Here is a 24326-nt window from a genome sequence, read left to right on the forward strand (position 1 = left end):
GGTACTGCCGGTACTGCCGGTACTGCCGGTACTGCCGGGAGCTCCGTGGCCGTACCACCCAGTTCGGCCGGGAGCGGTGGCGATCGGCGTCACGCGTCCGGGGCCCCCCGGCTGCGGGCACCTCCCGATCGCCCGGACGAGGCCGCAGGACACCGGGCTCCGTCCCGCAGGCGTCAGCGGCTCCCGGGCGGTCCGTGTCTCAGCCCTGCGCCGTCTCGTGGACCGGAACGGACGACACCGTCGCCGGGCCCTCACGCGTCGGGCTCCAGGCCGCCGAGCACAGGGACTCGGCCACCGAGGCCGTGTAGCGGGCGGCGGCCAGCCAATAGGCGGCGAACCCGTCGGTGTCGGCGGGGAGCAGGCGGCCGAAGAGATCGCGATCGCGCTGGGCCGCCGAGGTGCACAGGCCGGTGAGGAGTGCGGCGGCCGTGGGAAGACCGGCCCGGCGAAGCCGCCGGTTCTCGGCGGTGACGTCGCCCACCATGCCGAGAGCGGCTCGGCCGGCCGGAACCGTCTGTTCGACCCTGCGCTCCAAGAGGTACAGGGGTGATTGCGGGCCGGCGGGCTGCGACGGGGCGAGGTGTGCGGGGGCGGCCGGGTCCGGGAGGTCGGCGCGGCTCAGCCGATCGAAACCGAGGTCGACCGTGCCGTCGCCGGTGGGGTGCGAGCACGCGAGGAGGGTGAGCCGGGGGTGGAGGGCGGGAACCAGGCGGCCGATGGTCCTCAGCCGGGTCCCCGGCGCCGCGGCCAGCAGTGTCACGTTGTCGCGGTGGGCCAGCGCCGGGTCGTCGTCGGCGACGGTGAGCCGGACGGAAATGTCTCCCTCGCACCGTGCGAGCAGGCAGGTTCCGCCCGGCTCCCGTACCGCGCCGAGGAGTTCGACGTCCAGGAAGAGCAAGTCGCTGCCGCCGCCGTCCGGGTCCGCATAGCGGGAGGTGGACCGCAGGGCGCGGGCGGCCTGTTCGGACGGCGGCGTCTCCCACAGGGCGGCGAGCGGCGGCTCCGTCCACGCGGCGCCCCGTGCGGTGACGGCCTTGACGCCCTTCCCTGCGCCCAGTCTGCCGTCCGGGGAGACCGTCGCCCCGGAAACGGCCAGACCGGCCCGGCCCAGCTCCCGGTGGGTGAGTGCGCTGTCCCCCAGGCGCACGGCCCGGTCGGCGACACCGAGGGCACGCCCCACGCCGCCGGGCGCCACATCACCGACCGTGAGGAGGCGGCCGTCGGCTCCGGCGACCCAGGTACGGACGCCGCCGTGCCCCGAGTCGGTGACCACGGGTTCGGTGAACAGGCCGTACAGACGAAGCGAGCCGTCCGGACGGTACGGGCGGCGCACGCGGCCTCTGACGGCGGCCAGTTCCGCCCCGGACGCCGTACGAACACGGTGTGCGGTGCCGAGAAGTTCCGCCAGGGCCGTGACGAGGTCGGCGGTGCGGTAGGACGGATCCCCGGCGCGGGCCGCGCGCAGCAGCGTGACGACGGACAGGGCGGCGCCCGCGGCACGGGACAGGTGGCGGAGCCGGGCCGTGTGCGCGGCTCGCAGGAGGACCGCCTGGGTGACGGCCCCGGCCCCGTCGACACCGGCCTCCAGCACGGAGGCTCCCGCCGACCACAGGGCGTCGGCGGCGGCGCGCTGAGCCGGGCTCGCCGCCTCGGTCGGGGAAGCGTGGTCCGGTTCAGGGTCGCGGGCGGCGTCGGAGACCGGAGGGGTGTGCTGGTCGGACGTCTCCCCCACCGGGTCCGCCGTGGGAGCGGCGCAGGCGGCTGCCGCCCGGTGGACGCATGCCGGGGCGAGGAGGCAACCGCAGGTGATGTCGTCCGCCGTCGCCACCACGCCGCCCGGGGCGTGCAGTCGCAACTCGGTCTCGCCGTCGACCTCGATCGTCACCGTGGCCCCCTCGCGGTGGGCCGGGCGGGAGCCGAGCTTGGCCACCGCCGCGTCCAGCCGCTTGCGCAGCCGGGGCGAGAGTCCCTCCACGAGTCCGGCCGTGACCTCCGGCGCGACGGGCGGCAACCGGTCGTCGTTCATGCGGTCTTCTCCCCTATCCAGCGGGCCAGTTCGAGTGGGCTGAGGGCCGCTACCGGCATGCCGGCTGCCACGAGCTGTCCGGCGACTCCCGTCGAGTAGCGGGGCCGGCCGGCGTCGTCGAGACTCGCGCACCCGAGGACGTGGCAGCCGGTGTTCACCAGAGCCCGCACCTCGGCCAGCAGCCCGGCGAGCGGAGCGCCCTCCTCGAAGTCGCTGATGACGACGACGAGGGTGCGGGTGGGCACCTCGATCAGTCCGCGGGCGTGCCGCAGCCCGGCGGCGATGTGCGTCCCCCCGCCCACGCTCACTTCCAGCAGGAGGGAAAGAGGGTCGTGCACATGGCCGGTGAGGTCGACGACCTCCGTGGAGAACGCCAGGAAGTGGGTGCTCAGGGCCGGTACCCCGGCGAGCACGGACGCGGTCAGCGCGGACCAGATCGTGGAGGCTTCCATGGATCCGGAGACGTCGGTGACGAGAATGAGGCGCCAGTCGGCCGACCGGCGGGCGCGACCGCGGAAGACGGGCTTCTCGGGGATCACCTGGACCGTGCCGTCGTCCGCGCGTCGGGCGGTGGCCAGATTGGCGCGCAACGTGCGCGGCAGGTCGAGTCGGCCGCCCGGGCGTCGGGTGGGCCGGGCCGTGGCCGTACCGGTCAGCGCGGGCCGCAGCCGGGTGGCGAGTTGCCGGGTCAGTTCGTCGACCAGGTGGCGCACCAGCGGGCGGAGCGCCGCCAGGCGGGCTTCGGGCAGGCCGCCTGCGTACCGCAGGATCGTCCGGAGCAGTTCCACGGAAGGGGTCACGGCCGTCGGGTCGAGTGCGGCGAGGACGTCCTGCCGCCCGGTCACGGCCGCTGCGGCGAGGACCTCCTCGCGGACGCCGGGGCCGAACAGCGCGGCCAGTTCCTCGGACCATTCGCGTACGCCGGGGAACGACGGTTCGCGGCCGCCGCGCGCTCCGGAGCCGTGGCCGGGGGCGGGCAGGCCGCCGCGCGAACCCTCGCCGTGTCCCGCGCCGTAGAGTTCGTCCAGCGCGGTCGCCAGTCGGGCCGCGCCGGACGGCAGACGGTCGGTGCTCCGGCCGAGCACGAGCCGCCAGCGGTCGGCGGGTGCGAGGGTCCGGGCGGGAACCTCTTCATCGGCCGGGCCCGCCGGGGCGGTGACTGCCCCGGTCCCGGAGGGGTCGGGGAGTTCGGTGGGGTGCGTCGCGCAGGGCCGGCCGGACGGCTGTGGGAGCCGGTCGTCGCGGGCGGGTGGTGCGACGGGGAGGCCGAGCCCGGTCAGGAGCTCGCGGGCCGCGAGGTCGGCGGCCGTCCGGCGGGCCTGCTCGGCGGGATCGTCAGCGTCGAGGGTGTCCACCCGTTCGCCCAGCCGCTCCTCGACGGTGTCCAACAGCCGGTCCCGGGCGGCCGGGCTCAGGGTGTCGAAGCCGCCGCGCAGGGCGGGCAGCCTGTCCAGGAACGCGGTGTCGTCCAACTCGACGACCCGGTCCAGCAACGGGTCCAGGGCGCCGGGCGAAACGGTCAGGAGCGGGCCCGCGACCGTCAGGAGACCGGTGAGCCGGGCGGTCAGTGTGCTCCGGGAGGTGCCGTCCACGGCCGCGTCCACCCAGGAGGCGACGCGCTCCCCGAAGCCCTCGGCCTCTTCGTGGCCGGTGAGCACCCTGACCGCTCCGGCGGCAGCGGCGATCAGCGGGGCGCCGTCGACGGCCAGCCTGGCGAGGGCGTCGGTGAGCCGGATGCCGCCCAGCCGGTCGGCCCGCTGAGCCAGTTCGAGCAGGGCACGGGCGTCCGCGGGCTCCCCGGAGCCGGTCAGCCCGTCGACCTGGCGCACCGCGGCGGAGGTCAGAGGTTCCACCGCATGCGCGGCGCGGGCCGCCCTTCCGTCGTCGGCCTTTCGCAGGGCCGCAGGGCCGTCCGGTCCGCCCGGGTCCGCAGGGCCGTCCGGGACGTCCGGTCCGCCCGGGTCCGCGGAGCCGTCCGCAAGGCCCTCGGGACCGTCGGGTGCGGTCAGGCCCGGCAGATGGCCCGCGTCGATGCGGTCCAGCAGGTCGAGCCCGGCGAGGAGTTCGGGAAGGGTGCCGCTCGCGGGGAGTACGGCCGACAGCTCGGTCAGCCGTTCGTCGGCCAGGGCGGGCAGCCCGCAGGCGGCGGCGTCCGCGAGGCCGCGGACGACCTGGGCGGCCGTCGGGCCGCCCTCCGCGCGCTCGGCCGCGTGGCGCTGCCGCAGGACACCCTCGGCCGCCTGGGCCGGGGTGACGCCGCGGGCCCCGGCCGCGGTGAGCATCGCGGCCGTCGCCGGGGTCCACCGCACCTGCCAACGCGTCGTCAGTCCCTCACCGCCCGCCGCGCCGGTCACCCCCTGCTCCCGCGCGTAGGGGATGCCGCACACCGTCAGCCTGCGCAGCAGCAGGTCGCGGCGGCGGTCCAGGGTGGAGCGCGCCGGGTCGAGCCGGAGGTCACGCGGTGCCTTCTCGTGCGTGTCCTGCGGCCCGGGAAGCGCGAGCGCCGCGGTCTCCGCCTCGACGGCGGGGCTCAGTCCGCTGCGCGGAGCGGCGGGTGCGGGCCGTCCTGTGCGGACTCCGACGAGTACGCGTTCGAGGGCCTGCGCCACCGCGCGGCCCGTGCCGTACGTCTCGCCGCGTCCCAGCACCGTCTGCGCGGCTTCGAGGAGTTCACCGCGGCCCGGCGCGGGCAGATCGCGCAGCAGGGCCAGGTCGGCCGCGACCCGGACGATCTCCCGGCCGTCCGCGGGGCCGTAGGGGTGGCCTTGTTCGCGCAGTGCGGCGCAGATCCGTACCGCGGTACGGATCAGGGCCTCGTGCACCGCCGCCGGGTCCCCGGCGGCCTCCAGGACGGTGTGCTGCCACTCCGGGTCCCGGATGCCGGCCGGATAGCCGGACCGTGAGTCGAGCAGCGGGTACGTGTAGGGGATCAGGGAGACCGTGCACGCGGCCGTCCCGGCGGCGCCCCCGGCGTGACCGGCCGCGCCCGGCTCCGGCGCGGCGGCCGGGCCTTCCGGCTCCACGGAGGCCGGGTCGGGCGCTTCAGGCTCCGCGGCGGCCCCGACGGCCGACGGCAGCAGCACCGGGGTGTGGAAGGCCCCCACCACCACGGCGGGCCGCCGTCCACTCGCCAGGGCCTCGGCGACGTGTCCGCGCATGCAGGCCTCGCGCATCAGGTCCGTGCCGCGCACCCCGCCGCCGGCCTCGGCCTCGTGGCGCAGCGCCCAGCCGGTGAGCAGGGCCGCACGGCGGAGCGCCTCGGGTGTCGAACCCGGCGCGTGGGCCTCCACCAGCCGGTCCCACAGGTCGTCGCCGTCCCGGCCGGTGAGCCGGGACCGGAGCGCGGCGGAGAGCCCGTACCCCTCCCCCGGTGCGGTGGCGGAAGCGGCGCCGGGAGCAGGGGCGGGGTCTACGTCGCCGCCCTCCGCCCACGCCCGGTCGGCCAGCGGGAGATCGCAGGCCACGGCGGGGACGCCGTTTCTCGCCGCCCAGCGCAGAGCGACCAGTTCGGGCGAGAAGTCCGCGAACGGGTAGAAGGCCGGGACCCGTTCACCTGGCAGGCCCCCGCCGGTGCTGCCGCCGGGGCTGTCGGCGGGCACGGCGGCCAGCGCCACCGGGGCCTCGGTCTCCTCGTGGGCGAGCCAGCTCAGCCAGGGCTGGAACTCGGCGGGCAGTTCGACGAGAAGGACGTCGGGTGCCGCCGCGTCGAGCAGCGCCGGCAGGGCGGCCGCCAGCGAGGGCGCGTGGTGGCGCACCCCGATCAGGAACGGCGCCCCGGGACCGGCCGCCGCGAGGGCCTCGGCCGCGGCTTCCGCGGTGCGAGGTCCTTCCGCCGGGCCCGCCGCCGGGGAACCGGTCGGCCGACCGCCGGTGCGCGACGCCTCGACGGTGCCACCCGCTCCGGTCCTCGTCCCCGGCCCGGGGACCTTCGACTCGTTCATCCGTCAGTTCTCCAGCACCTGGCGCAGGTCCCACAGGGCACGCCAGGTGGCCGAACCCTGCTCCGCGCGCCTGCGCACCGGCCCGTCCCAGTACCCCAGCAGCCGTGCCGCGTCGGCGGGGTCGTCCTTGCGGACGACCCCGAGCAGGTGACCGGGCAGCAGGGAGAGGACGTCCCGGTCGCCGGGGAAATAGGCCGCGGCCAGGCCCAGCGAGCCCGCGACGGAGACCGCCTCCGCCGTGCTCATCACCGTGGAGGGACGCTCGACCTCCCAGCCCTCCACGGAGCGGCCGTCGCGCAGGTCCCGGAAGGCGGTGACGAGGGCTTCGAGGACCGCGTCGTCCACCTGGTAGGCGGCGCCCACACGTTCGACGGCGGTACGCGACTGGCGCCGCACGAGAGCCGTCTCGGCGTCGACGTCCCCGATGGGCCCCACCGTCTCGAAGTTGAAGCGCCGCTTCAGCGCCGCGGACATCTCCGACACGCCCTTGTCCCGGAGGTTGGCGGTGGCGATGAGGGTGAAGCCGGGGGCCGCGTGCAGCTGGGCGCCCTCGCCGCCGGCCAGTTCGGGCACGGCGATCCGCCGCTCGGAGAGCAGGGACACGAGGGCGTCCTGGACCTCCGGCAGGCAGCGGGTGACCTCTTCGACGCGGGCGACCGCGCCGCGGGTCATGGCGGCGAGGACCGGGGACGGCACCAGGGCCTTCTCGGTGGGTCCCTGGGCGAGCAGCAGCGCGTAGTTCCAGCCGTACTTGAGCTGGTCCTCGGTGGTGCCCGCGGTGCCCTGCACGGTGAGCGCGCTGGTGCCGCAGACGGCGGCCGACAGCAGCTCGGAGAGCATCGACTTGGCGGTGCCGGGTTCGCCCACGAGGAGGAGCCCGCGTTCCCCGGCGAGGGTGACCACACAGCGTTCGACCAGGGCGCGCTCGCCGACGAACTTCTGCTCGATCACCAGTCGGCGCGGCACCCCCTCCGCGGGCCGGGCGTTCTTCGGCAGACCCAGTGCGTCGCCCGAGCTGCCCATCACGAAGGTGACGACGGCACGGGGGGTGAGCAGCCAGCCGGGCGGGCGGGGCCCGGAGTCGTGGGCGGCGAGGAAGGCCAGTTCGGTGGCGTACCGGTCCTCGGGCGGCGTGATCTGCCGCGGCGCGCGGCCGGCCGCCGTCGCCTGGTGCGGGACGCCTTCCGTCGTGGTGCTGTCCGGGGTGGTCGTGGTGTCGTTCGTCATCGGCGGCGGCCCTTCCGGGTGGTGCGGGTGTCCAGTTCTTCGAAGGCGGGGGCGTCCGCGCCGCGGACCCGTGCCCAGGCGGCTGCGAAGAGTTCGGGGACGGCGAGGTGGGGCAGGATCCTGGCGGGCCCGGTCACGGGGTACAGCGCTTCCTTCCAGGTCTCCAGCGGCAGCCCGGGGGCGCCGCGTTCCAGCCAGCCGCAGGGAAGGAAGAGGGTGCGGCCGGCCCGGGAGCGCTTCGCCTCCACGACGAGGTCGGTGGCGGCGAGTTCCGTGCGGGCCTTCTTGATCCGTGCGGGCTTCCACCCGGTCCAGCGGACGCAGTTGCGGTCCGTGGGGTCGGGCAGGGCGAGCAGCATCAGGTAGAGGGCGGCGGCGTCCGTGCTCAGGGCGAGGGCGTCGGCCGCCTCGGCCACCAGGTCCGGCACCGCACGCGTCGGGTCCTGGGCCGGACGGTGCGCGGAGCCGTCGGGTGCCCCCGCCTCGGCCAGGCGGTCGCTCTCCTGGCTCAGCAGGGCGCGGAGGGCAAGGAGATCGCCGGTGCGCTGTCGGCCGACGATGCCCTCGACCAGGCCGAACGCCGGGTCGTCGGGTCCTTCGAGGCCTGCCGGGCGGATCAGCAGCCTCTCGCTGTCGCCGTAACCGGGGGCGAGGAGCAGTGCCGATCCGGCCCGGACCAGTCCGTCTGCCCCGGCGCCGCCGGACTCGGGGAGCCCGTGCGCGTGACGGATCGCGGTGCCGAGGGAGAACCCCGACTCCGTCCAGTCCAGCCCCAGGTCCAGCACCAGGCCGGGGTCGGCGAGCCGGGTGCGCAGGGCAGCGAGCCCGACGGGCAGGTGCGCCCGCAGGGGGTGTCCGTACGGCAGCGTGTACGCGAGGGTGCGCAGGGCGGTCAGGGCGGTGTGGACGTCACCGCGCGCGTTCACCAGGTGCAGGGGCGGACGGGCGCTGCCGTCCGGCACGGGGGCGCCGTGGCCGAGCCAGCTCCGGGTGCCCGCGTTGAGGATCAGGTCGACGGAGGCGGTCATGGCGCCGGTGAGGTCGAGGTCCAGTTCCTCGGGGACGCGGACGAGGGAGCCCAGGCGCTCGCGCCACACCTCGGCGGCGGCCGGGACGTCGGGGCCGGTGGACCACAGCTCGGCCGGGTCCTCGGGCAGGAGCGCCCTCAGCACGGCGCGCCGGTCGTCGCGGGGCAGGGCGTCCAGCTTCTCCTGGGCCGCCTCGAAGGCACGTGTCTTCGAGGCGAGCAGGGCCAACGCCTCGGCGCCGGGCTCCCTTACGGCTGCCGACACCAGCGCGGTGGCCTGGAGCAGGCCGATTCCGGTGGCCGAGTGGAACTCCTCGGCGGCCTCCGGTCGCCAGGGCGCAGCGCCCTTTTCCCGCACGAGGGCGGTGAGCCGCGTGAGCCGGTCCCGGGCGATGCCCTGCCGGTGGACGTGCTCACGGTCCAGTGTGAAGCCGGGGACGGGGCCGAAGGCTCCGGTCGGGTCGTGGTCCAGGGCGAGCCAGCGTGCCGCGTCGCCGCGGGAGTTGCGCCCGTGTTCGGCGAGGACCACGACGGTACGGTCGCCCTTGCGCAGCACCTGGCCGAGGCGGTGCACGGCCTCGGGGCGACCTGACCTCCCGAGTGTCGTCGTGTCGAGCGGTTCGATGAGTTCCACCTGCCGGACCGTGCCCGCCGGGTCGGCCAGCGGGCCTGCGGCGAGTGCTTCCAGGAGGACGAGGAGTGCGGTGCGGTGCTCGGGTGCGGTGGCCTCCGAGGCTGTCCGGTAGGCAAGTTCGGGCAGTTCGTCGAGGAGGGACGTCCAGGCGAGGGATTCGCCGGGCACCGTGTACTCGTCGCGCCGCCAGCCGTCCACGGACGTGAAGGGGACCTTCGACGGCGTGGGCGGGCCGAACGCAGGCTCACCGCCGAGGACGTGGTTGACGGCGAGGATCTGCCGGATGGCCGTCCACCGGGTTCCGGCTCCCCACCAGGTGCCGCGCATCCGCTCGGAGCCCCAGGCGGTGGCCGTCCGCAGGGTCGTGTCGTCGCCGTGCTCGGGCTCGTGGTCGAAGAACATGCCCTGGGTGCGCGCGGTGTTCCGGGGGGTGGCCGGCCGCTCGGGTGCGGGCGGTTCCAGGTACCGGGCGACCGCGACGGCCCGGTCCACCGCGTTCCGCACGAGCGCGGTGACGCCCGCGAGGAGCCGTGGGTCGGACACCTCGGGCAGCACCCTGGCGACGGCCTCCTCGCTCATCTCCCGCGACGAGGGGCCGGTGTACTTCTCGGCCGCCCGGAATGCCTCCAGGTGCCGGGCGACGGCGGCGGCGACCTCGTCGAACAGCGTCTGGGTCCGGGAGTCCGTCAGGTTCCGCAGGGCGGCTGAGCCCCGCTCGTCCCTCGGGCGCAGGGCGTGCCAGTAGGCGACGGGGGGCACGTAGGGGGTGCCCGCCGCGTCGTTGCCGCCGGAGGAATCGGTACCGACGGACCACAGGCCGGCGGTGCCGTCGGTGTCCGCCGGGTGCGCTTCGACGGAGCGGTGGCGCAGGACCGCGACGGGCCGTGAACCGCCGGGCAGGGCGAGGGCGCCGAGCGGTACCACGGAGGCGCCGTCGGGCAGCGGATGCGGCAGGACGACCGTGTGGCCGTCGGGGGTACCGGCGGCGGTGCGGCCCCCGTCGGCCGGTTCGGCCGCGCCGGGCTCGGTGACGCTGCGGCGCACCCAGCGGCCGAGGACCACGCCGTCCGTGCCGAACGGGGTGGTCTCCAGGCCGGGCTGGAGGGGCAGCACCTGGCAGTGCTCGGCGATCAGCCGGGTTCCCTCCCGCGCGCCGGAGCGGAGGAAGGCGGGGAGGGACGCGCGGCCGTGTGTGCCGTCGGCCGGGTCGTACTCCAGCCACACCCGCTGGGTGCCCTGGTGGCCCTCCCGCCAGTGACCGGTGCCGTCGGAGAGGACGGCGCGCCGGGGCGGGAGGACGGTGTCGCCCGCGTGCAAGGCCTTGGCTCCGGTGGCACGGCCGCCGCCGGGCAGCGGCACGCAGACCACGTCCGCGAGACCGGAGCCGCTCCAGCGGGGGACCTGTTCGCCGCCTACGGTGAACACTTCGGCGGGGCGGTGCGACCAGTAGCCGAGCTGCTTGCCGTCCTCCCACCAGATCACCAGCAACTCGCCGTCGACAAAACGGAAGGCAGCCGTCCGCCAGGGGTCGGTGGTGGTCGGCAGCCGCAGGGTGTGGCGCAGCAGAACACCATCCGGACCGACGACGACGGCCCGTTCGAGCGTGCTCAGGATCAGCGCGGGCCAGGCGCCGGTGACACTGACGTTCTGCGACCTGCCGTTCCGCCCCCGCGACGCGGTGGCGGCCTCGGCGGCCAGTTCGTCGTAGGTCTCGTCGAGTGCGGGCCAGCCGAGTTCGTCGAAGACCCCCGTACGCAGGGTGGAGACGAGCAGCGGTACGACGTCGTGCCGCCCGAGCAGGCCGGCGGCCTCCGGGGCGACGTCCGCGACGACGGCGCGGAACGGCGAGAGCTTGTTGAGGGCCGTGCGCAGCCCGGGAAGTCCTCGCGCGGCGGTGTACTCCTCGGCACAACTGGTCAGCCACTCGCGCAGAAGGACCGAGAGCACCGGGTGCGAGGCCAGTCCTGCCAGGCCGGCGTCGCTCAGCCGCTGACCGTGCCCGTGACCGAGGCCGCCGACGTTCCGGCGCAGGAGGTCGCGGAAGCCCGGGTGTGCGGCGACGCCGGCGAGATCCCGCCGCCCGGGCGCGTCGTCGGCGAGCCACTGATCCAGCGAAAGGCAGTGCGACCGCTCGTCTCCGCGACCCGTTTCCTCGTCGTCCGGCTCGGCCACGGGGACCCCGGAGGCCAGGCAGAGGTCGAGGAGGTCCAGGTCGGCGGTGCGCCGCCAGCGGCCCTGGAACAGCTCGACGGGGCGATTGTCGGCGCGCAGCCGGTCCGCCATCCGCAGGACGAGGTCCAGGGTGCGCGTGCTGCGGCCCGACGTGGCCCGGTTGCGCCGTCGGTACACCTCCCAGCGTGCGAGCCAGTCCGCCGGGGAGACGGACGGGTCCAGTGGGGCGGCGGAGTCGGACGCGGTCCGGTCGGACGCGTCCGGGTGGGCGGTCAGCAGTTCCTCGGCGCCGGACTCGGCCAGCAGCGCGAGCCAGCCGGACTCGCCGTCCGTGTCCCGGCCGCTCTCGTCGAAGGTCTCCGGGAAGAACCCGAGCAGCCGGACCCGCACGGACACGTCCGCCCGCGCGAGGGCGATGAGGGCGGAGCCGTAGGTGGCCCAGAACGAGGCGGGGGCCCGGACGACTCCGGGAGAGCCGATCAGGTCGGCCACCAGCTCGCGTTCGGCACTCTCGCGGTCCAGCCCGGCGGCTTTGACCAGGGTGCGTACGTCCTGCGGCAGCGCGGCGTACGGTGGCATGCCGGCCGCGCAGCGCTCGACCAGCAACCGGCGGAACTGCGCCCAGGCGTCCGCCGGTTCGAGCCGGGCCACCAGATCGCGCACGTACTGCCGCAGCGCCTTGACGGTCAGCGCGCCGGCGAGGGCGAACTCGAGGAAGACGGCCCGCTGCCGGTCCTCGTCCACGGTCAGGCCGTGGACCCGTTCGGCTTCGCGGGCCTTGCCGAAGAAGGAGGCTGCGTAGGTGGCGTTCTCGGCCTGGAGGAAGAGGCGTGCCACCTGCTCGCAGTAGGTGGGGAGGAAGTGCGGCACGGCGCGGCCGAGCCGGGCACCGAGCTCGTCGAAGCCCTCCTTGGCCGCGCCGGCGCGGGTCTTGGCCTGTCGGCCCAGCCGCTCGATGTCCTTGACCAGGGCGAGGGCGTGGTGCCCGTTGGCCGGGTCGTTGGCGAGGGCCCACGCCGGAAAGCCCAGCGTCTCGCGGCGGACCTGTCCCACGACGGGGGCCTCCGCGGTACGGGCCAGCCCCAGGAATTCCAGTGCCAGGTCCTCGGCCTCGCCCAGCGTGCCGGGCACGAGCCGGATCACCGGGCGGTCCTCGAGGGCGGTGTGCGTGTAGGTGCGGGCGGTCAGCGTGTCGGCGCCGTCCCGGTCGGTGCTGCCGGCCGGGAGGATCGCACCCGCGTCGAGCAGGGCCGCCGCGCGGCGTTCGGCGGCGGGGGCCGAGGCGCCGCCACCCCGGTTCTGGGCGGGAAGGGGCGGCGTGCCCGCTGCGGCCGTATGCGTTTCGGTGTTCGTCGTCGTGGTGCTCATGCCGCCCGCTCCTCGTCCTGCACGTCGCGTCCGGCGTGGAGCGCCGCCGCCATGCGCATGCCTTCGGACCACGCCACGGCGCCGACCTCGGCCGCCGTCAGCGCGCGCCCCGAGGCATCGGTCCAGCCCAGCGGGCCCGTCTCGGTGTCGTGCGCGTCGTATCCGTCGTGCTCGCCGATCCAGATGCGCGCCTCGACACCGGCGCCGTCTTCGACGACCGGGCAGACCGCGTACCCGCCGCGCGACCGGTACCCGAGCTGGGTGACGCGGCCGTGCAGGAAGCGCAGTTCCTTGAACACGCCGCCGGCGTAGGTGTCCACGGAGGTGGTGTCCGGGGCGAGGCCGGCCGGTCGGTGCCACACCTCGCGGAACAACTGCTCCACGTTCTGGCGCACTTCCAGCTCGACGGCGAACTCCCGCAGCTCGTCGAGGTCTTCCAGCAGGACGGGGTGGGGCACGCTGACGACGTCCGGGGTGATGCGGACCGTGTCGCCGTCCAGGTCGACGAGGCCGAGACCGCGCTCGGCGTCGACGTCGCGGAGGAACCCGGCGACCCCGCCGTCCGCGCCGGTGACCACCATGTCCCGCAGGGCCGCCTGCCACGCCGGGTCGGGCCAGACCCGGGCGAGCACAGCGGTGGGAACGGGCAACGAACGCACCATCCACTGCTCGACGTCGCTCAGGCACCGGCGCTCGTGCCGGTCCAGCCATTCGGTCAGCTGACGGAGACCGACGACCGCCGGGTCGTCCTTCAGCTTGGCCGGAACGGACTTCAGCCGCCGGCCCTTCTCATTGCGGCAGACCACCTTGCCCGCCTCCAGAGCGACTTCGTAGTCGCCCGCCGAAACCCACCCCATGCGCTGTTCTCCCCGTTGTCCGGCATGCCGCCGCACCGGCGGCATGCTGAAGAATCCCGTCGACGGCGACCCACCGTGACCAGTGGAGGAGACTCTAGGCGGCCCCTGTGACAACGCGTCCGGGCACCGCCCCCTTCGTCCTGCGGCCGCATGCACGAAAGGCCGTCCGCATGCCTCACCCACCGTCGCGCCGGGGCCCGCCGCAGGTGGTCGCCGTCCCGCGCTTCCGTCGCCGTGTGACGGCGGGTCATGCCCCCTTGCGGAGCGTACGGGTGATCTCGCGGCCTTCGGCGGCGGTGAGCCGCTCCTCGCAGGGGATGCCCAGGGCCGTCGCCAGGTCCCGGCCGTGCAGGTCGACGGCCGCTTCGACGAGCTCGGCGAATTCGTGCACCGCCAGCCGGGCCTGCCGCCAGGCCCCGGTCCAGGTGACGGCCACGATCAGTGCCGCGGGCCACCACCACAGGGCGGGCAGTACGTACAGCAGCCCCCAGGCGGCACGGCGCGCCGCGCCGGTGAGTGCGGTCCGGGCAGCCTTTATCTCGCCGTGTGCGGTGTCCGGGAGCAGGAGCCAGAGCCTGGGCCAGGCCGAGGTGAGGTCGATGGCGTAGGACCGGTGGATCCGGGCGTCCGCCGCCAGCAGCCGGTCGCCCATCCAGGTCGGGCGGGCCGGGCGGGCGAGGGCGATGAGATTGCGGGCCTCACCCAGTTCAGCGGTGGTCGGAGCGGTCGGACGGTCCGCCGGGTCGTCGAGGGTGGGCGGCCCGTCGGACGCGTCCGGCGCGTGGGACGCGCGGGTGTCCGCGGAGACGCGCAGGGCCCTCGTGGTCAGTGCCTGCCGGTAGCGTGCGTCGGCGGCGCTCCACCTCCGTGTGCGACGCCGGGTCAGGGCGCGTGCGGCCGGGCGCAGCGGCCGTGGCCAGTCACCGAGCCACCCGCGCTCGACGCCGCCGCCGAGCGCGCCGGCCAGTCGGCCGACCCCGGCCGAGGCCGCGAGGATGAGCGCGGCAACCAGGGCCACCGTTCCCGGGGAGTGCGTGGCGGGGGTTTTGGCCATGGTGTCGATGCGCTCGATCAGCAGGCCGTGTTCGAAGGGGGTACGGTGCCCGAGGACCGAGCCTGCCGCGGACACGGCGAGGTAGAGGAGACCGGGCAGCACGAGCAGAGACAGCCAGGTGTCGGCGAGCTTGCCGCCGAGCGTGGCCAGGAACGCGGTCATCGCTCACCACCTCACCAGGCGCAGAGGAAGGGCGAACAGCTCGCACCTGCCCATGCCGTCGAGCGCCACGCGGTCGCAGCGGTCCGCCGGGCACACGTGCGCCTCCTCCAGGGGATGCCCGGGGCCCAGGTAGGGGAGGCTCGCCCCTCCGGGGGCACGCAATTGACCGAGGCCGCGGGCGATACCGCACTGGCGGAGCAACTCGTCTACGTCTGCGACAAGTTGTGCCGCATCGCCACCTGCTCGGAATTCGGTCAGGATCGTCTCCAGCGCGGGCAGCCGACCGCGACGGGCCACGACATCCCGTATGCCCGTGAACTGGCCGCACAATTTTGTGAGTTGGGATGATTCCTGACCCGTCACCCTGTTTCCCCTCCCGATGTCCGCGTCGCCTCGTACGGTAACTCCTGTGACCGGCGCGGGGCGTGACGATCTGGTGCGGGCCCTTGGCGCCCGGGTGCTGCTGTACCGGTCCAGTCTGGATCAGGACGCGATACTCTCGCCTCAGGCATTGGCCGAGGTGCGGATGTTGATGCGTCTCGTGGCCGATCCCTCGACCGATCCGGAGGCGGTTCGGGCCATAGCGGACCTGCATCTGTGCCGGAGCCTGGTGCTGGGCGCGGAACGCGGCCGTGATGACGCGGTCGTCGCCGCCGCCCTCGCGCGCTACCTCGGCCCCGGGGGGCCACCGGAGACCGAGGCCGAAACGACGGACCGGCGAATCGCCCTCCTTCATGAGCAGGCCGGCGACCAAGTCGCGGTAGCCGAACGCCACCGGGATCCCGCGCTGCTGGAGCGGGCCCTCCACGCGGCAAGGGCCGCGGTCGACAGCACCCCCGTGCGGGCGGGTCCGATCCGGGCCTCCGCCCTGGCCCTGTGGGGACTGGCCTTGCGGCTCCGGTACGAGCGCGAGGGCGATCCGCGCGACCTCGACGCCGCCATCGGCGCCCTGCGCGAGGCCGGGACCGCAGCGGGCAGCCGGCACCCCGGCAGGGCAGGCATCCTCAGCGCGCTCGCGGCCTCGCTGCGAGAACGCCACGAGCGTGCGGGAGGCCTTGAGGACCTCCTGGAAGGGGTACGGACGGCCCGCGCGGCAGTCGAAGCGGGTGGCCCGGACGACCGAGGGGGCAGGCTGCACAATCTCGGCCTCGCCCTGCGGCTGCGCCACGAACGGACCGGGGACCAGAGGGACCTGGAGGAGGCCATCGCCGTACACCGCGAGGCCGTGGCTCTCACACCTCCAGGTCACCGCGACCATTCCCTGCTCCAGCAGGGCCTGGCCAACGCGCTGGACGTCCGATTCGAACTGGCCTCCGCCGCGGAGGACCTCCGGGCGCGCATGGACGCTCTGGAGGCAGCGGTCGACACGACCGCCGGGGCGGCACTCCGGCCCGGGGGTGAGCTCGCCCCTGACGCCGGCAGCAGGGGCACTGCCGCCGCCGTCACGCGGGCCGGCGCCCTGGTCAACCTCGCCTCCGCGCTCGCCCGACGGTACGAACTGACCGCGGACGGCGGTGACGCGGACCGCGCCGAGGTCCTGCTCCGGAGGGCGGTGGCCATCCTCCCGGACCAGCACGCGGCGCACGCCGTGATCCAGTACCAACTCGGGCTGGTGCTGGCGGCCCGTGACCGCCCGGAAGCGACCGCCTGCCTGCGGGCCGCCGCCCTCCACCCCGCGGCCGCACCCCGGCTACGGCTCCGGGCAGCCCGTGGGTGGGGGCACGCCGCGATGACGGCCGGCCGGCCGGAGGAAGCGGTCACCGCCTACAGCAGTGCGATAGGCCAACTGCCCGCTCTTGTCCCTCTCCACCTGCACCCCGCCGACGCCGAACAGGCGCTCGCCGAGACCGGGCTGCTGGCCGGCGACTCGGCGGCCTGCGCGCTGTCCGCCGGCGACCCGGCCCTCGCGCTCGGCCTGCTGGAACTCGGCCGCGGTGTCCTGCTCGGACAGGGCATGAAGAACGGCGACGAGCTGACGGAGCTACGGGGCCACGCACCGCGGACGGCCGATCGGCTCGCGTGGCTGCGTACGCGGCTCGACGCCGCGGACGAGGAGACGACATCCGACGAACGCCACGAGCTGGCGGCCGAATGGGACCGGCTCCTCGTCGAGGTCCGGTCCCGGCAGGGCTTCGAGGACTTCATGAGCCCTCCGCACCCCGACCGGCTGCTGTCCCAGGGCATGGAGGGCCCGGTCGTCGTCGTCAACGTCAGCCGCTACCGCTGCGATGCGATCGCCGTCACCGCCGAGGGGCTGCGCGTCGTCCCGCTTCCCCGTCTCGCGCTGCCCGAGCTCGTCCACCGGGCGGCGGACCTGCTCACCGTTCTCGACGGACTCCAGGATCCCGCCGCAGCCGATCCGGAGGCCCAGGCGTCGGCCGAGGACGAGGTCGACGGTCATCTCCGGTGGCTGTGGGACACGGTGACCGGTCCCGTGCTCGAAGGCCTCGGCATCACCGGGCCGTCCACGACCCCGCCGCCCCGCGTGTGGTGGATACCCACCGGACCACTTGCCTTCCTCCCCCTGCACGCCGCCGGACACCACCACGAGGGGACGGGCCGAACGGTGCTCGACCGCACGGTGTCCTCCTACACGCCCTCCCTGCGGGTCCTCGCACGGAGCCGTCGCCGCCCCGACGTCCGCGCGGCCTCCTTCCTGGTGGTCGCCGTGCCCGAGGCGCCCGCGGCACCACCCCTGCCCGGAGCCGCCGAGGAGGCGGCCGTACTCACCGGGCTGCTGCCCGGGGCCCGGCTGCTCACCGGCGACGGCGCCACCCGCGACGCCGTCGTCGCCGCTCTGCGTGACCACACCTGGCTGCACTTCTGCGGACACGCCACTGCCGAACCGGGCGCGGGCTCGGGAAGCCGGCTGCTCGTCCACGACCACCTCGACCACCCGCTCACCGTCGCCGGGATCTCCCGCCTCGACCTGTCCGGCGCCGAACTGGCGTACCTGTCCGCGTGCCACACGGCCCGGACGGGGTTCACCGCGGTCGACGAGGCGCTCCACCTCGCGGGTGGGCTCCAGATCGCCGGGTTCCGCCATGTGGTCGGGACGCTGTGGAGCATCGACGACACGGTGTCCACGCGGATCGCCGAGCGGGTGTACGCGGGCCTGGGCGCGCCGCGACCGGTGGCCGCTCGTGCCTCCCACGCCGTCCGCGAGGCGGTACGGGACATGCGCGACCTGTATCCGGTGACACCCTCGCTCTGGGCGGCCCACATTCACGCAGGACCATGAACCTTGGTTCCCCGTAAGGTAGTTGACCCTGGATCGCCCGGTCCGGGGAGGCATCTGACGGCACACCGACGCAGGGGGAGCGACATGGGCGCGTGGTGGAGGAGACCGGGCAAGGGCGGCAACGCCAGGGGGCAGAGCTCGCGGGGCGTCCCGGGTCCGAACCGGGACGACCTGATCAAGGCTGCCTACCGGCACGGCACTCCGGTGCCGGAGGACCTCGCCCGGGAGGCCGCGGAGGCGGGCGGAGTCGAGGCGATGACCGTCCACGGCATCGGCCTCGGCAACCGGGGGCTCCTCGACGAGGCCGAAGTCTGGCTCCAGCGGGCGCGGGCCGCCGGTGACCCCATGGCATCCATGGCACTGGGCACGATCCGGATGGACCGTGGTGAATTCGACGAGGCGGAGCGGTACTTCCGGCCGGTCGCCGACACCGGGAACCCCATGGCCCGTCGGGCGTTGGAGGAAGTGAGGGCCCTGCGCACCGCCGAGGCACGCGGAGTTCCGCGTCAGTCCGCGCCGACGCCCGCTTCCGCACCTCCTCCCCCAAGCGTTCCGGTGACATCGGCGCCTTCGGACACCTCGGGTACTGCCGTCGCCCCGGGAACGTCGGCCGCCGCGGGGGCTTCGGCGTCCGAACCGCGGTCCGCCGTGGAATGGGCCGGCCAGCTGCTGCTCCGCAACCTGGACGACGACCATCCCCATGTGTACCTGGCCATGGCCGTTCTTCAGGCCGACGCGGGGCACTGGGACAAGGCGCGGGCCTGCTTCGCGGCCGCTCTGGGTTCCGGCGACCCCGACGTACTCTTCTGGATCTCCCAGATGCACATCGCCGAGGACGGGCTCCACGCGGCGGTACCGCACGTCCGGCGGGCGGCCGACGCGGGGCACCCGCTGGCCCAGCACACCATGGGAGCGCTCCTGGCCGAGGCAGGCGACACGGCGCGGGCGGAGCACTACTACCGGCTCGCCGTCGCCGCCGGACACACCGGTTCGCACGTCAACCTCGGCGTCCTGCTGCGGCAGCGCGGCGACCTCGCCGGAGCGGAGACCCACTACCGCAAGGCGATCGAAGCGGGAGACGTCGACGGCATGAACAACCTCGGCAACCTGCTGCGCCGGCGAGGCGACCTGGCCGGGGCGGAGCGATGGTGGCGCCGGGCGGCCGACGGCGGCAACACCGACGGGCTCGTCAGCTACGGCGCCGTCCACGCGGAGCGGGGCGAGTGGGACCGTGCTGAGGAACTGTGGCGGCAAGCGGCCGAGAAGGGCCACCCGGCGGCCAAGCTCAACCTCGCCTCGGCCCTGCTGCGCAAGGGGCATGCGGAGGAGGCGGAGCGCTGGGTGCGTTCCGCCGGCATCCCCGCCGTACCACCCTCACCGGCCTCACCGCCGGCGGCGGACGCCCCGGCCGGTCCCGACCTCGTGGCGGTGGCGAGCTGGCTCAGCGGCGCCGCCGGAGCGGGCGACGCCGACGCCCGGGCGGCCCTGGACCTCATCGGTCACCCCGACGGAAAGTGACCCGTCACCGGCCTGCTCGCCCGGGTTGCGGTCCCGGGTCCGTTCGGGTTCGAAGCAGCGGTCCGTAGCCGCCACGGCGACGACGGCGGCGCTACCCGCGAAACGTCTCCAGCAGCCGCCGTAAAAGCCAGACATGACGAGGGCGGTCGCGCCGGATCAGCCGAATCGGTCCTCAAGATTCCGAGGTGTACGCGCGGTCCAGGGAGTGCAGCGTGGCCTCCACCATGATGCAGCCGGCGAACAGCAGTTTCATCTGCTCGAAGAGCTCCTTCTCGACGCCCAGGTGGAGCCAGAGCTGGTCCATGAACGGCATGGTCTTCCCTGCCCGTTGGTGCTCCGCTATCGCAGCGAGCGCGGGTTTGACGTCGAAGTGGTCGTTCGGGATGGCCGGCAAGATCGCCCCGGCGCGGTTGTAGGCATTTTGCCCCGCTGCTGATCCGAGGAAGTCCGCGAATGCCGGCGCGGCCTTCATGCGCTTGCCTTTCGCATTCAGGCCGTAGGCCGCGGAGATGGCGGCCGGTATGCGGGTGCGTGCAGGCATCTTCGCCCTGCTGGCAGGGCGAAGATGCCCAGCTCGGGTCCAGGAGAGGCCGCTTGGAATCTCGGTCAGGCAGGTTCCGGGATCGACGTAGCTGGATCCGCCGACTCCGGTCAGGGGGTCGGTGTCGGCGGGGCCGATGACGGCCAGCGACCTCACCGAGGCGGTCGGCGGAAGGGCAGAGGAACAGTTGGCGAGCAGGACCGTGGAGGAGATCACCGCCTCGTGGACAAGGTCCCGGCGGGCCTGGGCTTGGCTCGGCTGGGCTGGGCTGGGCTGGGCTGGGCTGGGCTCAGCCGACCGTCCACCGCTGGAGGGCGGAACCGGTGTCGGTCTGCTGGGTGAGCAGGGCGCCCTGGCTCGTGGACGCCGAGGTCAGGACCAGATTGCTCTTGACGGAGGTGACGCTGTAGGTGCCGTCGGAAAGGCGGGTGAACGTCCAGTGCTGGTTGGCACCGCTGGTGCAGGTCCACTGGATGATCTTGGCGCCGGCGGCGGTGGAACCGTCGGAGACGTCGGCGCACAGTCCGGATTCGGCGTTGCGCAGTTCGTAGGATCCGTCGTTCTGCCGGCTGAGGGTCCAGGTCTGGTTGGCGCCGCCGTTGGCGGTGTAGGTGATGAGCTGGGTGCCGGCGGTGGTGCTGTGGCCGGGGTTGTCCAGTGCCTGTCCGCCGGTGGTGAGGGTGTGGTCGCCGTTCAGCCCGACGGCGGAGGTGCCGACCGCCGTGACGGTCAGCGTCTGCTCCGCGGCGCCGCGTCCGCCGCCGACCGTGCTGCCGGCGGTGTCGGTCCAGGCGCGCACGGGGGTGGTCTCGGCGAGCCTGCCGTTGACGCCGGAGAGGCCGACGACCAGGCCGCTGTAGCGGTTCACCAGTCGGTACGTGCCCGTGGCGGCGCCGTTGACCGAGGAGGTGTTCGGCACGACGAACCACTGCTGGCCGACGGTGGGACCGCCGCTGCCGGGCGGGGTGACGGTGGGTGCGCTGTCCCAGGCGCGGCCCGTCGCGGCGGTGGTGGGTACGCCGAGGAGCTGTCCGGTGGCGGCGTTGGCGATGCGGTAGGAACCGTCGCCGGTGCCGGTGAAGGTCCAGGCGTCCAGTCCTGTCCCGGTGGAGGTGGCCGTCGAGGTGGTGGCGGAGGAACTGGAGGAGACCTGTGCCAGGATTCGGCCTCCGCCGCCCGCGATGCGATAGGTCCTGGCCGGATCGAAGGTCGCGGGGGCCGGGGCGGAAGAGTTGACCGTCAGGTTGACGTACTCGCCGGAGGCGCCGCCCGAGCAGCCGAAGGAGCAGTAGGACCGGAAGTCCTTGCCGACTATCGCCGAACCCGTCTTGCTGATGCCGTCGAGGAACCACCGGTACCAGGAGGCGGTGTGATACCCACCGGTGTCGCCGATCAGGCGCCACTTCTGGGTGGCCAGGTTGTCGGTGGCGTACAGCTGTTGCGGCGCGTTGCCGGACTGGTCGGCCGCCTGGGGTTCGCCGATGTAGAGACCCAGGTAGGCGTTGTAGGTGATGTCCATGACGAACAGGGGCGAGGTGGGCGGGGTCTTGCCTGCGGCGACCTGCTGGTCCACGCTGCCGGTGTTGGCCGGGTCGTACTCCTTGGCGGTGGGTGTGTAACCGGTGGTGTCTGTGGCGGTCACCGGGACCGTGTTGCTCTCCCGGCCGCCGACGCCCGGCTGGGACCAGGAGCCGCCGTACCACTTCTGCCAGGTGCCGGAGGCCATTTTGCCGGACAGCGGGGCGCGGGCCACGTGGGAGTAGAACGCCTTCCAACCGCCGTTCTTGTCGATGAGGCGGGAGCCGCAGAAGACGTAGAAGTAGCCCGAGGCGGCGTCTACGTAGAGGCGCTGGTCACCGTCGCCGTAGGAGTACGTCTGCTGCGGGAAGGCAGTGGCGTCGCCGCGCGCGGTGCTGTACGGGGACGTGAGGGCATGGCCCTTGATGGTCCAGTGCCGACCCTGGTCGGTGGAGACGGCGTAGTCGATGGCGTCGAAGTGGCTGCTGTCGCCGAAGGGTTGCGGGGTGAATTCGTTGTGCACCAGGCCGTACCAGTCCCCGCTGTCGGGGTCGACCCATACCCCGGCCAGATCGCAGAAATTGCGCTGCGAGTAGCCGGAGCCGCTGGGCGGGAAGGTAGCCGCGGTACCGGTGGGGCTGTTGTTGCACAGTGTGGTGGTGTCCGCATTGGTCCCGGAGTCGCTGATCGCGGCGGAGCGGGTGGCGGTGTCGAGGTCTGCGCCGGTGTAGAAGGTCCACGTCCGGCTGTCGCTCGGACCGTACAGCGAGTGGGCCTGCTGGTAGTAGAACGTCCCGTCCTTGTCGATGTACGGGTAAGCGGGGGTGTCGTCCGGGTGGGTCCAGCCGCCCTTGGCGCCGACCGTCACCGTGTAGGTGGGGTCGGCGGCGGAGGCGGCCGGGACGTTCACGTTCAGCACGGTGCCGACCACGGCGAGCGCCGCCGCGGCGAGTGCTCCGACGGCCCTGGTGCGACGTGCGGTATGTCCGGGACTCCTGCGAGGGGTCGCCACGGTGTGCTCCTTCGGTGTCGGGGTGTGACGGTGTGCGGGAAATTGGGAGGTCGTCCGGGTGTGACGGTGTGTGGGGATTCGGAGGTTGTCGGGTTCTGCGGGCCTGTCGAAGGTCTCGATGCAGACCTGCGGTTCACCAGGGTCCGGCCGGTCGCACAGAGCGAGCTGCTCTGAGAACTTGTCGGTGAGGGCTCCGCGTTCGGCGATGGGAGCGTCGGAGTCGTAGCTGGTGACGGCGGGCTGGAGCCGGTTGCCGTCATGGTTCGCCCCCGCCCGCAGGCCGACGTTGGTGCCGCCGTGGGCCATGCAGAAGCTCACCGGGCCGTGCGCCTCCGGAATGCGGCCCACGTCGTCGGCGGCGCAGGCGGCCGGGCGCACGTGGTGCGGCTCACCCCAGTGGTCGAACCAGGCGATCCGGAACTCCGCGCAGAAGAAGGGCTCTTCGGGCCGGCGGGAGCGCAGGAGCAGAGCAGCGGCCCACTGTTCGGGGCGGACACGGAAGTAGCAGGGCGAGCCGGAGAGCATGCGGTGCGGGCGGCCGGCGCGCAGCAGCATGCCCCCGGTGTGGGTGATCGTGGCCGCGGGGCGCTGGGCGCGGGCGATGCCGGGGACTGTCCGCCCGGTCACGTGACGGCTCCGGCAGTCATACCCGCACGGCCGGAGACGCTGGAGGACGAAGAAGGCGCTCGGCAGAGGTACGTCGGAACTCCTCAGGGCTCCTCCAAAGTGCTGCGGCGGACCCGGAGTACGACGCTCCGGCGGGACCGCGCGAGGTGAGACGCCCTGGTCCGCTGGGAGCCGGTGCGTCTCGATGGCCGGAACTATGGCAGAGAATGTTAACGATGCCAACAGGCCATCACCCGCTTTACACAAGGGACTTCGTGTTTTGCGGTGCAGACATTCTGGGATCGATATCATTGCTTCGCCGGTCGGCGAGGGAAGGAAATCCATGGCGAAGCCGCACGGCAGAAGTGCCGATCGCCCACCGGGCATGGTGGACGTGGCGCGTGTCGCCGGGGTGTCCGCGCAGACGGTGTCACGGGCTCTCTCAGGACACCCCAACGTGCAGCCGCACACGCGGGAGCGGGTGCTGGCCGCTGTGGAGAAACTCGGCTACCGGCGCAACAACGCGGCCCGCATGCTCTCCTCGGGGCGCAGCCGCACCCTCGGCGTGGTGACCCTGCAGACCACGTTCTACTCGCGGGCGGCGCTCACCGCCGGCATCGAGAACGCCGCGCGGGCCGCCGGGTACGAGGTCAGCACGGCGGACACCTCCTCCCTGGACACCTCCAGCATCGAGGTCGCCCTCTCGCGGCTGGCCGACCAGGACGTCGAAGGCGTCATCCTCGCCGTGCCGCTGATCCACACCAGTGCGCGCATCGAGCGGTTCATCCGGACCACTCCGACGATCGCGGTCGACGGGCCCAGTACCGACACCGCCGACGTCGTCGCGATCGACCAAACGCTCGCGGCGCGCAAGGCCACCGAGCACCTGCTGAACCTCGGGCACAAGACCGTCTGGCACATCGCCGGGCCTGAACACTGGCTGGAGGCCGCCCGCAGGCGGGACGGTTGGCGCGCCACACTCGAAGAGGCCGGCCGACCGGTACCGCCGCAGCTGGAGGGGGACTGGTCACCGGCCTCCGGTTACCGCAACGGGCTTCTGCTCGGCCGGGTCCCGGAAGCGAGCGCGGTCTTCGTCGCCAGCGACGAGATGGCCTTCGGCGTGATCCGGGCGCTGACCGAGCTCGGGCGGCGCGTACCGGAGGACGTCTCCCTGGTCAGTGTCGACGACATCGACCTGGCCGCGTACTGCACCCCTCCGCTGACCACGGTCGCCCAGCCGTTCGCCCAGACCGGCGAACTCGCCGTGGCCCACCTGCTGCGGCACATCACCGACCCGGCGGGCACGCTCGCCCCCGCATCGGTCGAACCAGAACTCGTCGTCCGCGCCAGCACGGCCCCGTACGCCGGGACGTGACACCGCCAGTACCGGCAGGTGCCGCTCCCTGCCTCGCCCCCGGGTCC

12 protein-coding genes are annotated in these 24326 nt (G+C 73.9%); 4 read left to right on the plus strand and 8 right to left on the minus strand.

The features are described from left to right. Positions 1–199 precede the first annotated feature (199 nt). The 6 genes from OHA55_RS36050 to OHA55_RS36075 all read right to left on the minus strand — a co-directional run bounded on the left by OHA55_RS36050 (position 200) and on the right by OHA55_RS36075 (position 14468). Entirely contained in the window at positions 200–2026 is a 1827-nt protein-coding gene (locus OHA55_RS36050; RefSeq protein ID WP_266714687.1) for a hypothetical protein, read from the minus strand. Next, positions 2023–5967 carry a DUF5682 family protein gene (locus OHA55_RS36055; protein ID WP_266714689.1) on the minus strand — a complete coding sequence of 1315 codons (3945 nt, stop codon included), beginning with the start codon at positions 5965–5967 and terminating at the stop codon, positions 2023–2025. Before OHA55_RS36055 ends, OHA55_RS36050 begins: the two co-directional genes overlap by 4 nt. 3 nt (positions 5968–5970) lie before the next feature. Continuing rightward, positions 5971–7194 carry an AAA family ATPase gene (locus tag OHA55_RS36060; protein ID WP_266714691.1) on the minus strand — a complete coding sequence of 408 codons (1224 nt, stop codon included), beginning with the start codon at positions 7192–7194 and terminating at the stop codon, positions 5971–5973. Next, positions 7191–12395 (minus strand): hypothetical protein, encoded by a 5205-nt coding sequence (locus tag OHA55_RS36065; protein ID WP_266714693.1) that lies wholly within the window; start codon positions 12393–12395, stop codon positions 7191–7193. The genes OHA55_RS36060 and OHA55_RS36065 overlap by 4 nt, the downstream gene beginning before the upstream one ends. After that, a complete protein-coding gene (locus tag OHA55_RS36070) occupies positions 12392–13252 on the minus strand; it encodes a DUF4132 domain-containing protein (RefSeq protein ID WP_266714695.1) in 861 nt (286 codons plus the stop codon). The genes OHA55_RS36065 and OHA55_RS36070 overlap by 4 nt, the downstream gene beginning before the upstream one ends. Before the next feature lie 247 nt (positions 13253–13499). Further along, entirely contained in the window at positions 13500–14468 is a 969-nt protein-coding gene (locus OHA55_RS36075; RefSeq protein WP_266714697.1) for a hypothetical protein, read from the minus strand. Positions 14469–14630: 162 nt separating this feature from the next. Between OHA55_RS36075 and OHA55_RS36080 the strand changes: the two genes are divergently transcribed. From OHA55_RS36080 to OHA55_RS36090, 3 genes are all read left to right on the plus strand, one after another. Continuing rightward, complete coding sequence (locus OHA55_RS36080; RefSeq protein WP_266714699.1) at positions 14631–14816, plus strand: hypothetical protein; 186 nt, start codon at positions 14631–14633, stop codon at positions 14814–14816. 61 nt (positions 14817–14877) lie between these two features. Then, on the plus strand, positions 14878–17709 hold the full coding sequence (locus tag OHA55_RS36085) for a CHAT domain-containing protein (protein WP_266714701.1): 2832 nt from the start codon (positions 14878–14880) through the stop codon (positions 17707–17709). Between the two features lie 84 nt (positions 17710–17793). After that, complete coding sequence (locus tag OHA55_RS36090; RefSeq protein ID WP_266714703.1) at positions 17794–19227, plus strand: tetratricopeptide repeat protein; 1434 nt, start codon at positions 17794–17796, stop codon at positions 19225–19227. A 172-nt stretch (positions 19228–19399) separates the two neighbouring features. Here OHA55_RS36090 and OHA55_RS36095 read toward each other — a convergent pair whose 3' ends face one another. Together OHA55_RS36095 and OHA55_RS36100 are read right to left on the minus strand one after the other, a co-directional pair. Then, positions 19400–19984 (minus strand): hypothetical protein, encoded by a 585-nt coding sequence (locus OHA55_RS36095; RefSeq protein WP_266714705.1) that lies wholly within the window; start codon positions 19982–19984, stop codon positions 19400–19402. Positions 19985–20057: 73 nt separating this feature from the next. Further along, entirely contained in the window at positions 20058–22925 is a 2868-nt protein-coding gene (locus OHA55_RS36100; protein WP_266714707.1) for an RICIN domain-containing protein, read from the minus strand. 322 nt (positions 22926–23247) lie between these two features. Between OHA55_RS36100 and OHA55_RS36105 the strand changes: the two genes are divergently transcribed. Continuing rightward, positions 23248–24279: a LacI family DNA-binding transcriptional regulator gene (locus tag OHA55_RS36105; protein ID WP_266714709.1), complete on the plus strand. Its 1032-nt coding sequence runs from the start codon at positions 23248–23250 to the stop codon at positions 24277–24279. Positions 24280–24326: the final 47 nt, after the last annotated feature.

This window comes from Streptomyces sp. NBC_00102, assembly GCF_026343115.1.
GTDB lineage: Bacteria > Actinomycetota > Actinomycetes > Streptomycetales > Streptomycetaceae > Streptomyces.

Excerpts from the sequence above, each read along its gene's own strand:
- OHA55_RS36060 (WP_266714691.1), bottom strand. The coding sequence starts at position 7,194 with ATGACGAACGACACCACGACCACCCCGGACAGCACCACGACGGAAGGC.
- OHA55_RS36070 (WP_266714695.1), bottom strand. The coding sequence starts at position 13,252 with ATGGGGTGGGTTTCGGCGGGCGACTACGAAGTCGCTCTGGAGGCGGGC.
- OHA55_RS36105 (WP_266714709.1), top strand. The coding sequence starts at position 23,248 with ATGGCGAAGCCGCACGGCAGAAGTGCCGATCGCCCACCGGGCATGGTG.
- OHA55_RS36050 (WP_266714687.1), bottom strand. The coding sequence starts at position 2,026 with ATGAACGACGACCGGTTGCCGCCCGTCGCGCCGGAGGTCACGGCCGGA.
- OHA55_RS36055 (WP_266714689.1), bottom strand. The coding sequence starts at position 5,967 with ATGAACGAGTCGAAGGTCCCCGGGCCGGGGACGAGGACCGGAGCGGGT.
- OHA55_RS36065 (WP_266714693.1), bottom strand. The coding sequence starts at position 12,395 with ATGAGCACCACGACGACGAACACCGAAACGCATACGGCCGCAGCGGGC.
- OHA55_RS36090 (WP_266714703.1), top strand. The coding sequence starts at position 17,794 with ATGGGCGCGTGGTGGAGGAGACCGGGCAAGGGCGGCAACGCCAGGGGG.
- OHA55_RS36075 (WP_266714697.1), bottom strand. The coding sequence starts at position 14,468 with ATGACCGCGTTCCTGGCCACGCTCGGCGGCAAGCTCGCCGACACCTGG.